This is a genomic window from Streptomyces sp. WP-1 (assembly GCF_030450125.1).
GTDB lineage: Bacteria > Actinomycetota > Actinomycetes > Streptomycetales > Streptomycetaceae > Streptomyces > Streptomyces incarnatus.
The window spans coordinates 7,507,459-7,519,178 of the sequence record NZ_CP123923.1; the positions used below are offsets into that span (position 1 = coordinate 7,507,459).

General features: G+C 72.4%; 11 protein-coding genes. 5 read left to right on the plus strand and 6 right to left on the minus strand.

Features of this window, described 5'->3' with window-relative positions; translation table 11 throughout:
- Window positions 1-38: 38 nt before the first annotated feature.
- On the minus strand, window positions 39-1,202 hold the full coding sequence (locus tag QHG49_RS33435) for a serine hydrolase (protein WP_301492551.1): 1,164 nt from the start codon (window positions 1,200-1,202) through the stop codon (window positions 39-41).
- A 519-nt stretch (window positions 1,203-1,721) separates the two neighbouring features.
- Window positions 1,722-2,333: a short chain dehydrogenase gene (locus QHG49_RS33440; protein ID WP_145487684.1), complete on the minus strand. Its 612-nt coding sequence runs from the start codon at window positions 2,331-2,333 to the stop codon at window positions 1,722-1,724.
- A 70-nt stretch (window positions 2,334-2,403) separates the two neighbouring features.
- On the opposite strand from QHG49_RS33440, the gene QHG49_RS33445 reads away from it, so the two are divergent.
- Complete coding sequence (locus tag QHG49_RS33445; protein WP_301492555.1) at window positions 2,404-3,297, plus strand: LysR family transcriptional regulator; 894 nt, start codon at window positions 2,404-2,406, stop codon at window positions 3,295-3,297.
- A 353-nt stretch (window positions 3,298-3,650) separates the two neighbouring features.
- Here the strand turns inward: QHG49_RS33445 and QHG49_RS33450 are convergent, their stop codons facing one another.
- Window positions 3,651-4,076, minus strand: a complete 426-nt coding sequence (locus QHG49_RS33450; protein WP_159707622.1) for a MarR family winged helix-turn-helix transcriptional regulator — start codon at window positions 4,074-4,076, stop codon at window positions 3,651-3,653.
- Between the two features lie 101 nt (window positions 4,077-4,177).
- On the opposite strand from QHG49_RS33450, the gene QHG49_RS33455 reads away from it, so the two are divergent.
- Window positions 4,178-4,819 carry an MBL fold metallo-hydrolase gene (locus QHG49_RS33455; RefSeq protein WP_301492558.1) on the plus strand — a complete coding sequence of 214 codons (642 nt, stop codon included), beginning with the start codon at window positions 4,178-4,180 and terminating at the stop codon, window positions 4,817-4,819.
- A gap of 626 nt (window positions 4,820-5,445) precedes the next feature.
- Here the strand turns inward: QHG49_RS33455 and QHG49_RS33460 are convergent.
- On the minus strand, window positions 5,446-6,576 hold the full coding sequence (locus tag QHG49_RS33460; RefSeq protein WP_301493003.1) for a GlxA family transcriptional regulator: 1,131 nt from the start codon (window positions 6,574-6,576) through the stop codon (window positions 5,446-5,448).
- A gap of 146 nt (window positions 6,577-6,722) precedes the next feature.
- On the opposite strand from QHG49_RS33460, the gene QHG49_RS33465 reads away from it, so the two are divergent.
- A complete protein-coding gene (locus QHG49_RS33465; protein ID WP_301492559.1) occupies window positions 6,723-7,646 on the plus strand; it encodes an NADP-dependent oxidoreductase in 924 nt (307 codons plus the stop codon).
- Window positions 7,647-7,887: 241 nt separating this feature from the next.
- Here QHG49_RS33465 and QHG49_RS33470 read toward each other — a convergent pair whose 3' ends face one another.
- Window positions 7,888-8,046, minus strand: coding sequence for a hypothetical protein (locus QHG49_RS33470; protein ID WP_301492561.1), 159 nt, complete (start codon window positions 8,044-8,046; stop codon window positions 7,888-7,890).
- A 656-nt stretch (window positions 8,047-8,702) separates the two neighbouring features.
- Window positions 8,703-9,239, minus strand: a complete 537-nt coding sequence (locus tag QHG49_RS33475) for a PadR family transcriptional regulator (protein ID WP_145487677.1) — start codon at window positions 9,237-9,239, stop codon at window positions 8,703-8,705.
- 211 nt (window positions 9,240-9,450) lie between these two features.
- Here QHG49_RS33475 and QHG49_RS33480 point away from each other — a divergent pair, with 211 nt between their 5' ends.
- Both QHG49_RS33480 and QHG49_RS33485 read left to right on the plus strand, forming a co-directional pair.
- Window positions 9,451-10,902 (plus strand): MDR family MFS transporter, encoded by a 1,452-nt coding sequence (locus QHG49_RS33480; RefSeq protein WP_301492563.1) that lies wholly within the window; start codon window positions 9,451-9,453, stop codon window positions 10,900-10,902.
- 77 nt (window positions 10,903-10,979) lie between these two features.
- Window positions 10,980-11,639 carry an aldehyde dehydrogenase family protein gene (locus QHG49_RS33485; RefSeq protein ID WP_301492564.1) on the plus strand — a complete coding sequence of 220 codons (660 nt, stop codon included), beginning with the start codon at window positions 10,980-10,982 and terminating at the stop codon, window positions 11,637-11,639.
- Window positions 11,640-11,720 lie beyond the last annotated feature (81 nt).

An 11,720-nucleotide genomic window follows, 5' to 3' on the forward strand; every position in this document is an offset into this window, starting at 1 on the left:
GGACGTGAGCGGGACGGCGTAGAAGAACTGGGCAGGCGTCATCCGGTGAGGGCGGCGGTCCGCCAGAACTCCTCCAGGAGCGGCGGCATCGGGCTCGGGCCCGTCAGCATCACCTGGGTGAGCAGAACGGCGACGGTGCCGGTGGCGGGGACCATGTGCGCCGTGGTGCCGGAGCCGCCGACCCAGCCGTAGCGGCCGGGGACGTTCCACGGCTCGGCGCGGTCGCGATCGACCTGGCCGCCGTACCCCCAGCCCTGGCCCCGGAGGAAGAGCGCCCCGGACTCGCGCTGACCGGCGGTCGTGTGGTCGGTGGTCATCCGGCGAACGGATGTCGTGGACAGCACCCGGCGGCCTTCGGTGGCAGTGCCGCCCGCGAGCAGCATCCGGAAGAAGGCCAGCAGGTCGTCGGCGGTGGAGACCAGGCCGCCGGCCCCGGAGGCGAAGGCGGCCGGGGCGCTCCACTCGCCGTCGGCCGGGGAGTCGATGAGGGTGAGCCCGCCGTCGGCCGGGGCGTACATGCTGGTGAACCGGCCCCGCCGCGCCGCCGGCACGTGGAACGCCGTGTCCGCCATCCCGAGAGGCTCGAACAGCCGCTCCGCCATGACGTCGGCCAGGGGCCGGCCGGTGACCCGCTGGACGAGGGCGCCCTGGAGGTCGGAGCAGGTGTTGTACAGCCACCCCTCGCCCGGCTGGTGGAGCAGAGGGACCTCGGCGAGGGCGGCCAGCAACGCGTCCAGCGGGGGCATGTGCGCGGGGTGCAGGCCGCCCGGCAGGACGCGGAACAACTCGGCCGCGCCGGGCAGCGAGAAGTCGGCGGGGAACCCCCACCCCGCGCGGCTGGTGAGCAGATCCTCGACGGTGATCGGTCGCCGCGCCCCGACGACGTCCCCCACCTCGGCGTCCGGCGCCCGCAGCACCCTGGGCTTCGCCAGCTCCGGCAACCACGCGTCCACCGGCTCCTCCAGCCCCACCCGCCCCTCGTCCACCAGCGTCATCACCAGCGCGGCGGTGACCGGCTTGGTCAAGGAGGCCACCCGGAACAGCGTGTCCCGCCGCATCGCCGCACTGCCCTCCACGTCCACCTCCCCGACGGCGACGACCTCGACCTCGTCCCCCTGGGCGACGAGCCCGACGGCACCGGGCACACCACCGGCGTTTACGGCGCGGCGGAGAAGGGCGTGAAGGGGGCTGGGGGTGTTCATGGGGCTGCTCCTCTACGGTGGGGCGGGCCTGGACCGGCTGGTGCTGCAGGGAAGACTCCCGCCGCGAGGCGTTCTCATCGCCGAAGGCCGGTGCACCGGTCGCGGGCAGGCCGAAGAGGGCACGGGCATGGAACCTTCCATCGGGTGTCGGAGGTCGAGATGCCTGCATGACCAAACTGCGCCTTGATATGTCCGGTCCGCGCGTCGCAGGGATCAGGGGTGGGGGAGGTCGCCGGCCTCACCGATCCGGGCGGCTCTGCCTGGCGTCGGCACACCGTCGTGGAGGTCGGCCTGACGCCCGACTCCACCGGCGACATCGTCGCCCGTGCGGGCGAACGCGCCGGGATCGAGATCCGCCTCACCGGCCACCGCCCCGCCGCGTCCAAGGACCTTGCCGGCCACCTCGAAGCGGTCGACGTGGCCGGCAAGGGGGAGGACAACGCCCGTCCAAGAGGCGCATCTCCCCAAGTGCGGCTTCCCGGGACGCGGCGAGCGGGAGGTGATCGGCTTCCGGCGGGCTCAGAGGCGGTAGATCTGTCCGGTCTGCGCTCCGTCCACGGACCGCACGTACGCCTGGGCGACGCGCTCCAGCGGCACCGAGCCCATACCGGGGAAGAAGTCGCCGTAGGTGTCGAGGGACTCGGTGAAGACGTTCGGGGACACCGCGTTCACCCGCTGCGGGGCGACCTCGATCGCGGCGGCGCGCACAAAGGCCTCGACGGCGCCGTTGGCCAGGGAGGCGGCGGCGCCGGTCACGATCGGCTCGTGCGCGAGGATGCCGGTGATCAGAGTGAAGGAGCCGCGCTCGGCGACATGGGCGATGCCCTGGCGGACCAGTTCGATCTGGGAGAGGACCTTGCCGGTGAAGGCGGCCTGCCAGTCGTCCGGGCCCAGTTCGGCCAGCGGCTTGTACGGCACCGATCCGGCCGCGCTCACCACGGCGTCCAGCGGCCCGGCCGCCTCGTAGAGGGCGGTGACCTGTGCCGGTTCGGTGATGTCGTAACGCAGATCGCCCGAGGTACGGCCGACCGTCCGGATCCGGTGCCCGCGGGCGGTGAGGGCCTGCCGCACCGCGCGGCCGAGGGTGCCGCCCGCACCGATCAGGAGGATGTTCTGCTGGGAGTTGGTCATGACGACCACGCTAGGCGTGCCGCCGTGGGCCGGGGAAATGCCTTCTGCCCACGGCTTATGCTTGCTGGTCATGAATGTGGAGCTACGTCATCTGCGGGCCCTTGCGGCCATCGGCGACGAGGGCACGCTGACGGGCGCCGCCCGTACGCTGCACATCACCCAGCCCGCCCTCTCCCGGACCCTCGCCCAGCTGGAACAGCGCCTTGGCGTGCACCTGGTCGAGCGTTCGACGCGCAGCCTGCACCTGACCGAGGCCGGCGAACGGCTGTGGGAGAACGCCCACCGCATCCTCGGCCAACTCGACGACGCCCTGACCGATGCCGCCGGGCAGCGGACGGCGCGTCCGCTGCGACTCGTCTTCGCCTGGGCCGCGCTGGGCAGCCACACCGTGCCGCTGCTGCGGACCTGGCGCGAGCGGCACCCCGAGATCCAGGTGCACATCCGCCGGGCCGACGATCCGGCGGCGCTGCTCCGCCGCGGCGAGGCGGATCTCGCCTTCCTGCGACTGAGCCCGGACCCGGACGATCGGCACCTCGTTCACCGTGCGCTGACCAGTGAGCGGCGGATGGCCGCCGTACCGGTCGGGCATCCGCTGACGAACCGTTCGGAGGTGGTCCTGGCCGACCTGGGCGACGAGACGGTGGCACTGTGCGCGAGCGCCGCGACGACCAGCGCCGAGCTGTGGCCGGCCGGACGGCGGCCCCGTACGGTGACCGTTCCCGGGGTCGACGAGTGGCTGACGACGATCGCGACCGGCGCGGCGGTCGGGGTCACCACCGAAGGGACCGTGCATCAACACCCCCATCCCGGCGTGTGCTATCTGCCGGTGCGCGACGCCGAGCCGGTCACGGTCCACCTGGCGTGGCCCGCGCGCCCCGGCCATCCGGCCACGGACACGTTCCGCCGCCACGTCGAGGACCACCTCGCCGACCAGCGGCAACCGCCGACGCCCCTGGGCCACTGACCGGAGGGTCCGGCGCCCTCGCCGGATCTGTGCCGCCGAAGGCCCGTCGTCTTCGCCGACGCGTCCGTGCCGCGCCGGACGCGCGCCTCGCCCTCGGGGCCGGCAGCGGGCGTTCCGCGAGCCCGTCGTCGTCCCGGACGGTACGCCCGACCGATGGCCGCGCGACGGGCGGAGGGTCGGCCGCTGCCCCTGCGGTGCACGGTGTTCGCGCGGGGTGTGGGCACGGCCCGGTCGCCGCGGGCAGCCGAGGGGGCGTGCCCGAATTCATGGCAGACGGCTCCTGCCGTGGGAAGGAGACGGCAACTGCGCTGATGCACCCGGTCGGCAGGGTCGGCTGATCGCCCGGCGAGCGGTCAGTGGCCGGTGAGGCGGGCCGTCAGGCGGGACAGCAGGGCGACGGAGTCGCTGAGCCGCCGTTTTTCGTCGGGGTCGAAGGTCTCGCGGATGGCGGCGCCGAGGGCGCCCGCGCGCAGGGTGCGCTCCCGCTGGAGGCGGGCGCGGCCCGCGTCGGTGAGGTGCAGCAGGAGCTTCCGGGCGTCGTCGGGGTGCTGCTCCCCGCGGACCAGGCCGTCGGCGGCGAGGTCCTTGACCGACTTGGCGGCCGACTGATGCGTGACGCCGCGCAGACGGGCGAGGTCTGCCGTGGTCAACGGGCCGCCGCGGTCGAGGAATCCGAGAATGGCCGCCTCGCCGGGCGGCATGGTGTCCACGGCCCGCACCGCCCGGACCAGCTCGCCGAGTGACCGCCGCAGCTCCTCGGCCAGCGTGTCTTCGTCCATGGGGTCACTCTAACCCGTTGATCTCACACCCAGTTGTACAGTTAAGTTGTACAACTAGGTTCAATAATCTAGATTCAACAACGACGAAGGATGTGCCGGCCATGGAGCTCACCAAGTTCGGTCATGCGTGTGTGCGGCTTGAGAAGGACGGGTGCCGCCTGGTCATCGACCCGGGCGGTCTGACCGACCCGAGGGCGCTGGAGGACGCCGACGCCGTGCTCGTGACGCACGAGCACTTCGACCACTTCTCGGAGGAGGTCCTGCGCCGGGCCGCCGCGGCACGTCCGGGGCTGCGTATCTGGACCGACTCCTCCGTCGCGAAGCGACTGGACGGCCTGGGCACGCGGGTCACCGCCACCGGGGACGGCGACGCCTTCAGCGTGGCGGGCTTCGACATCACGGTTCACGGGGCCTGGCACGCGGTCATCCACCCGGATGTCCCGCGCATCCCCAACGTGGGCTTCCTGGTGGACGGGGCCCTCTTCCACCCCGGCGACGCCCTGACCGTCCCCGGGGCCCCGGTCGGCACGCTGCTGCTGCCGGTGCACGCTCCCTGGTCCACGGTCGGCGATCTGATCGACTATCTGCGCGAGGTCGCTCCTCGCGACGCCTACGCCGTGCATGACGGCGCCCTCAACGACGTCGGCACGGCGATGGTCGAGGGTTTCCTCGGTGAGCGGGGCCCCGGGACCCCGGCCCGCTACCACCGGCTGGCCCCGGAAACGAGCGTCCGCATCGGCTGAGGGACGCCGTCACCCGCGACGGCGGCGCAGTACTCTCCTGGCCGCCCCCCTGACTCCGCCGGGACCTCTCTCGGCGCCCGGAGCGACACCCGAGCAGGCACGGCTCGAACATCGGGTTCCCGAGGTCCCGGAGTCCTGGTGCGGGGCGGCTCGGTCGGCGGCTATCCGCCACCTCCTCCTCCACCGCCGCCGGTGTCGGGGGCATGGGCGGGGCAGTGGTGGCCGCAACCGGTCACCTCGCTGAGGGCCCATGTGGCAGCCGCGATTCCTCCGTACACGATGCACAGGAGGCCGATGAACACGCCGACGATGAGCGCGTACTCGCGTGCGCCGCGTAACCGTCCTTTCGGCACGGACTTCTCCTTCGGTGCAGAGCCGTGGGGAGAGTCTCCCGCTGCGCGGCGGTCGGTGTCATCACCGGGAATCGTGCGGGCGTACGGACCCTGGCGTTGTCGGCAGTGGGCGCGCCTGACATGCGGCAGGCCTGTGGCGTGCCACCCTCCGCTCACATGGCGGGCACCGCTCGGCGTCGCTCAGGGCATCGGCATCGCCGGGAGGGCGCCGGGACCGGAATCCGCGGCGGACACCACCGGCTCGGCGCGGGTGGCGCGCTGCCTGCCGGGTCGTCAGACTCCGAGCGCCCCCTGCGCGTCGGCGCTCCGCGCGGGAACTCGGGCGCTCGGTCCGGCGGGCATCCCGAACCCGGACTGCCCAGCGGCCCGATGACGGCCGGCTGACACGGGTTCGTTCGCGCTGAAGGTACGGCGGTAGGAGGCGGGCGCCACCCCGAAGGCCGTTCTCATGTGCGCCCGCAGCGAGTTCGCCGTGCCGAAGCCGGCCCGGTGCGCGACCAGGTCGATGGACAGGTCGGTCGTCTCCAGCAACTGCTTGGCCAGCTCCAGGCGTTGTGCGGTGAGCCACTGCACCGGGGTCATGCCGACCTCGTCGCGGAACCTGCGGCTGAACGACCGAAGGCTCATCCGGGCATGCTCGGCGAGCCGGGCGAGGGTGAGCGGCTCGCCGAGGTGCTCCAGTGCCCAGGCGCGGGTCGCCGTGGTGGTGGCGACGGTGGGTTCGGGCACCGGGCGGTCGATGTACTGGGCCTGCCCGCCGTCCCGCCACGGCGGTACGACACACATGCGGGCGGCCCGGTTCGCGGCGGCGGCCCCGTGGTCACGGCGGATCATGTGCAGACACAGGTCGACGCCGGCGGCCACCCCGGCAGAGGTCAGCACGTCGCCGTCGTCGACGAAAAGGACCTCCTCGTCGAGCTTGACCCTGGGGTAGACCCGGCGGAACTCGGGGGCGAGGTTCCAGTGCGTGGTGGCCGGGCGGCCGTCGAGCAGTCCGGCCGCGGCGAGGACGTAGGACCCGGTGCAGATGGAGACCAGCCGGGTACCGGGCCGGATGCCGGCGATGGCCGCGGCGATCCCGGGAGGCAGCGGTCCGCCACGGCTCAGTTCGGGCATGGCGTGCGTGGGCGGGACGATCACGGTGTCCGCCGTGGCCAGGGCCTCGGGGCCGGCCGCGGGCTGGACGGTGAAGCCCGCGTCGCTGGGCACGGGAGCGCCGTCGGCCGTGCAGACGGTGACGTCGTACAACGGACGGCCCCCGGCGTCCTGCACGCTGCCGAAGACACGTGAGGGGATACCCAGCTCGAACGGCGGGACCCCGGGCAGGGCAAGTACGGCGATCCGGTGCCGCCGCAAGGGGCCACCCGCCCGGCCGGTCTCGCTCTCCGTGGCCGTCCACTCCATGTCATCCATGGCCAGATCCTGGCACATAGTGGCCGTACGGCCAACACCGTGGCGGAGCGCGGTGACCGATGCTGGGCTGCGTCGCGTCGGGGACCTGCCGGCGCGCACCCATACGAAGCGAAGAACAGCGAAGGGCGAGGAAGACGATGCGTGCGGTGGTCGTGGAGCAGTGGGGCGGGCCCGAGAACCTGGTCGAGCGCGAGATCCCGCGCCCGGAACCGGGGCTGAACGAGGTCCTGGTCCGGGTGCACGCGGCCGGGGTGAACCCGGTGGACTGGAAGACGCGTGCCAGTGGAGCCCTCATCGAGTGGGGCGCGGTGCCGGCGGTCGGTTGGGACGTGTCCGGCACCATCGAGGCCGTCGGCCCCGGGGTGGGCCTGTTCCGCCCCGGTGACGAGGTCTTCGGAATGCCGTCGTTCCCCCGCCAGGCGGGCGCGTACGCCGAGTACGTGGTGGCACCGGCCCGGCATCTCGCCCCCAAGCCGGCGTCCCTGACGCACGTGGAGGCGGCGGCCCTGCCGCTCGCCGCACTCACCGCCTGGCAGGCCCTCGTGGACACCGCCGGTCTGCGGCCCGGCGAGCGGGTGCTGGTGCACGCGGCCGCCGGCGGGGTCGGCCATCTCGCCGTACAGATCGCCAAGGCCCGTGGCGCGTACGTCATCGGTACGGCCAGCGCCGCCAAGCACGACCTGGTGCGCCGGCTCGGCGCGGACGAGGTGATCGACTACCGCGCGGTGCGGTTCGAGGACGCCGTGAGCGACATCGACGTGGTGCTGGACGGACTCGGCGGAGAGACGGCCGAGCGGTCCCTCAGGGTTCTGCGGCCCGGTGGCCGGCTGATCACCCTCCCCGGCCCGGACGACGTCCCCGCGGCCCCGGACGGGGTGCGGGTGGTGTGGCTCCTGGTCGAGCCCGACCACTCGGGCCTGCGGGAGATCAGCGCCCTGGTGGAGCGGGGTGCGCTGAAGCCGGTGGTCGACACCGTCGTACCGCTGGCCGAGGCGGCGAAGGCGCACGAGATCGGTGAGCAGGGCCGTACCACCGGCAAGATCGTGCTGTCGGTCGTCTGAGCCGAGTATGTGATCTGAGCCGAGTATGTGACCGGCCTCCGCTCCGGCCGGGGGGCTGCGCGGCTCGCGAGACGACGACCGCCGGAGCTGATCGAGGATGCTGGGCGGGTCGTCGACGCCAGGTCCGCCATCCCCGTCCGGGGCTGAGTGGGGGAGGGCCCCGGAGTTGTCGACCGGGTCGAGCAGGACGGGGTGCCCGCTGTTCTCGCGGCAGCGGCAGCGGCCGAGGGCGGGATGACGATCATGTCGTCCCGCCCTCGGTCATGTCGTCCCGCTCCGGGGTGCGGAGGCGGGCGGTGCCTCGGGCGGTGACGGTTCGGCCGGGGCCGTTGAGACCGACGGCGGTGGAGCTTTCGTACCCGGGGACGCGGCTCGACACCACGCCCACCTTGTGCTCCATGGGCAGAAAAGGGTGTCGGTCACCTCCCGGGCGACCAGGACGGCGCCGAATTCCCCCCGGCCATGACGACGTTCTCAGCCACCGGGCGGCGGGTGATGCGGGGGAGTGGATGACGGCGGAAGCGGTGGCGAGTTGATCGTGGACGACCACGGCGTCGGCCGTGATCCCGAAGTGCGCGACGGCCGGAACGCAGCCGTCGTCGCACGTCGTCGCCGGCCACCGCACACGTCGGCCCCGGCCTCCCCTACCTCGACTGCCGCCAACTCGCCCTGCGGGAGGGATCCGGCGCGGGGTCTCGGCGACACCGGCCTCGGCAGCCCGGCGCCTCGCGGTGCGTGAGCCATCGCCTGTGGCAGGACGGGGGGATGGCCGACCGGCTCGGTGAGGGACAGGCCGCGATCGCGCGGGTGCCGGGACGCAGCCGGTCGACTATGCCGACAGGACCACGACGGCGCCGCCCGCAGGATGCTGGTCACCGGGGCCCGGACGGCGTAGTGGTCGGGCCTCCAACCGCTGACCGGGACCACCGCCGGCGACCGGGACCGAGGTGAGCCCGGTGGATTGCGCACGCCGCAAGGCGTCGGCGGCCGACCTCAAGCACTCGTCGGCCGGGCCCCGGCCCGCCGCCTGCCGACGCCCCGCCCGCGATCGATCGCTCAGGCGTCGGCACGCCTTTCGAGATCCTCCGCCGTGTCGGCCGCCCACTGCCGAAGCATCTGATGGGTGCGCAGACCCAGGTCGATGGCGTAGAGGCCGAAGCGCGGTGACTGCGCTGTCGTACGGGCCTCCACTTCCGCCTTGAGCGCTTCCATCTCGGCCAACCGGGCGGCGAATCTGCTCTCTTCGGCGCGCATCACGGCTGCTCCCTGGGCCGGCGGCAGGAGGGTGACGAGGAAGCCGCGCAGCGCGGTCTCGTCGCGCACGTTGCGGTGCGGATCGCCGTCGCAGGCCCAGCGGGTGATCTCTTCCCGGCCCGCGTCGGTGACGGTGTAGATCTTGCGCCCCCGACCGTCGCCGACCTCCTCGACGGTGACGGCACCCGTCTTCACCATCTTCGCGAGCTCTGGATAGATCTGGCTGTGTTTGGCCTGCCAGATGTGGTTGACCGAGCTGTCGAACTGCTTGGCCAGCTCGTAGCCGGAGGCGGGGCCGGTGAAGGCGAGTGTGCCGAGGAGGGCGATCCGGAGGGACATGCCCTCAGCATACCTCGAACTTGACCTGTAACTCTCTACCTGTCACTGTCTACATAGGCCGGACGGTCGCGTCCGGCCCGCTTGAGGTCGCCCGGCGCCCGGATGCGGGGGCGCGAGGCTTTTCCCGCCTCCGAGGCATTTCCCCACCCCCTTCGGCACCCTCGGCGACCTCTGGTCCCGTATGTCAAAAACTACCTGTAGGGCGTTACCTATGAAGCAGCACAGAAAATCCGCGCCACACCACGGCCTCCTGCTGGTCGCCATCCTCGGCGGCATGTTCCTGTCCATGCTGGACCAGACGATCGTCGGCACGGCCCTGCCCAGGATCATCCAGGACCTGGGAGGCGACGACCTCTACACGTGGACGGTGACCGCCTACCTCCTCACGTCCACCGTCACCGTCCCGCTGTACGGCCGGCTGTCGGACGTCTACGGCCGCAAGCGGCTGCTGATCATCGGCATGGTCGTCTTCCTCGCCGGCAGCGCACTGTGCGCGCTGTCGCAGAACATGGGCGAACTCATCGCCTTCCGCGGTCTCCAGGGCCTGGGGGCCGGTGCCCTGATGCCGCTGTCCCTGGCCATGGTGGCCGACACCGTCCCGCCGGAGCGGCGCAGCCAGGCCCAGGGCGCCGTGGGCGGTGTCATGGCCCTGAGCTACGTGATCGGCCCCTACCTGGGCGGCGTGTTCACCGACCACGCCAGCTGGCACTGGGTCTTCCTGGTCAACCTGCCCATCGGCGCCGTCGTGCTCGGCATCGTCTGGCGGCTCCTGCCCGGCGGCGGAGGCATACCGGACGCCGGCCGCCCCGACTACGCGGGCATCGGCGTACTGTCCGTCGGGATCAGCTCGCTGCTGCTCGGCCTGACCATGAAGGGGATCGACGGCCACACCTGGACCGACGGCGTCGTGCTCGGCCCCATCCTGCTCGCCGCCCTGCTCCTGGTGCCCTTCGTCCTGATCGAGAAGCGGGCCCGTCAGCCGATCATGCCGCTGGGCCTCTTCCGCAACCGCGCGTACACCCTCGTCAGCGCCGCTTCCTTCTTCTCGGCGTTCTGCCTCTTCGCCGCCGTGATCTTCCTGCCCCGCTTCTTCCAGGAGGCGCTGGGCCACAGCGCCAGCTCCAGCGGTCTTCACCTGTACCCGCTGATGATCGCCATGGTGACCGGCAGCCTGCTCACCGCCACCATGATCAGGAAGTCCGGCGGCTACAGGATCTGGCTGCTCGGCGGGACCGTCCTGGCCGGAGCGGGAGCCGCGCTGTTCACCCGGCTCGCCCTCGACACGCCGCTGCTGACGATGTCGCTGTGGATGCTGCTCATCGGCCTCGGGATCGGCCCGATGCTCTCCGGGCTGACGATCGTCATCCAGGCCAACGTCGGCCCCGCCGACCTCGGCACCGCCAGCTCCAACATCACCTTCTTCCGCCAGATCGGCGGTTCCATCGCCCTGGCCATCGGCGGCAGCCTCTACGCGGACGCCGTCACCGGCCACATCCACGACGGGCTGCGCCAGGCCCAGGCCGCCGGCACGGCCAGCGCCCTGCCCTGGCTCTCCGTCATCGGCGCCGCGGCCGCCTTCATCGCCGTACTGTTCCTGCCCGCCCCGCGCCGGAACCTCGACAGCGAGGCGACCAGGGCGGCCTCCCTCGCCTCGCTGGGGTGAGCGCACCCCTTCCCACGCGTGCCGCTCGCCCGTAGCGGCCCCCGCATCACTTCCCCCCGGACCCGGTCGGTGCCGCCGTGGCCGCGCTCGTCGGCACGCTGCGCGCGACGTCCGGCACCGGACGGACCGGGCCCCTCGCCTGGCGCAGGGCGCAGCTCACCCGACTGCGGGCCCTGCTCACGGAGAACAGGAGCGCGACAGCCGCCGCCCTGCACAAGGATCTGCGCAAGAGCCGTGCCGAGACCGACGGAGCGGAGATCGGCGCGACCCTCCGGGAGATCGACGACCTCCTGGAGCACCTGCACACGTGGACGGCGCGGCAGCCGGTCGCCGTCCCCGCCTCCCTGCCGGAAGGCACCGATGCGCACACCGTGCTGGAGTCTCTGGGTGTCGGAGTGCTGGAGCCTCTGGGTGTCGGACTGGCCAACTCCGCGTGGAAGTACCCGATCAATCTGCTCCTGGTGCCGGTCGCGGGCGCGCTGGCGGCCGGCAACGCGGTCGTGGCTAAGCCGTCCGAGTGCGCGGCCGCGACGTCCGCGCTGCTCGCCGCCCTGCTGCCGCACCATCTAGACCGCATCACCGCTCCTCGGCTCCGGCCGCACGGTCGGCGGCGGGCAGATCGACCGCGCCGACCGGTACATCGCGCCGACCGCCCTGGTCGACGTCGAACCGCCTTCACCGACGGCGACGCCACGCGGCGGCGACCTACCCCTCACTCCGCAAACCGCAAGCATTGACATGTAAAAGATGACATGTAGTGTTGTGCATGTCCTGGGGCCCGCACGCCGCTCCGCATCCGGCGCCGCACCGATCGGAGC

Bases quoted from the DNA above. Each gene is read 5' to 3' on its own strand.
- QHG49_RS33440 (WP_145487684.1), bottom strand. From the start codon at position 2,333: ATGACCAACTCCCAGCAGAACATCCTCCTGATCGGTGCGGGCGGCACC.
- QHG49_RS33465 (WP_301492559.1), top strand. From the start codon at position 6,723: ATGCGTGCGGTGGTCGTGGAGCAGTGGGGCGGGCCCGAGAACCTGGTC.
- QHG49_RS33460 (WP_301493003.1), bottom strand. From the start codon at position 6,576: ATGGAGTGGACGGCCACGGAGAGCGAGACCGGCCGGGCGGGTGGCCCC.
- QHG49_RS33435 (WP_301492551.1), bottom strand. From the start codon at position 1,202: ATGAACACCCCCAGCCCCCTTCACGCCCTTCTCCGCCGCGCCGTAAAC.
- QHG49_RS33450 (WP_159707622.1), bottom strand. From the start codon at position 4,076: ATGGACGAAGACACGCTGGCCGAGGAGCTGCGGCGGTCACTCGGCGAG.
- QHG49_RS33445 (WP_301492555.1), top strand. From the start codon at position 2,404: ATGAATGTGGAGCTACGTCATCTGCGGGCCCTTGCGGCCATCGGCGAC.
- QHG49_RS33455 (WP_301492558.1), top strand. From the start codon at position 4,178: ATGGAGCTCACCAAGTTCGGTCATGCGTGTGTGCGGCTTGAGAAGGAC.
- QHG49_RS33470 (WP_301492561.1), bottom strand. From the start codon at position 8,046: ATGGAGCACAAGGTGGGCGTGGTGTCGAGCCGCGTCCCCGGGTACGAA.
- QHG49_RS33480 (WP_301492563.1), top strand. From the start codon at position 9,451: ATGAAGCAGCACAGAAAATCCGCGCCACACCACGGCCTCCTGCTGGTC.
- QHG49_RS33475 (WP_145487677.1), bottom strand. From the start codon at position 9,239: ATGTCCCTCCGGATCGCCCTCCTCGGCACACTCGCCTTCACCGGCCCC.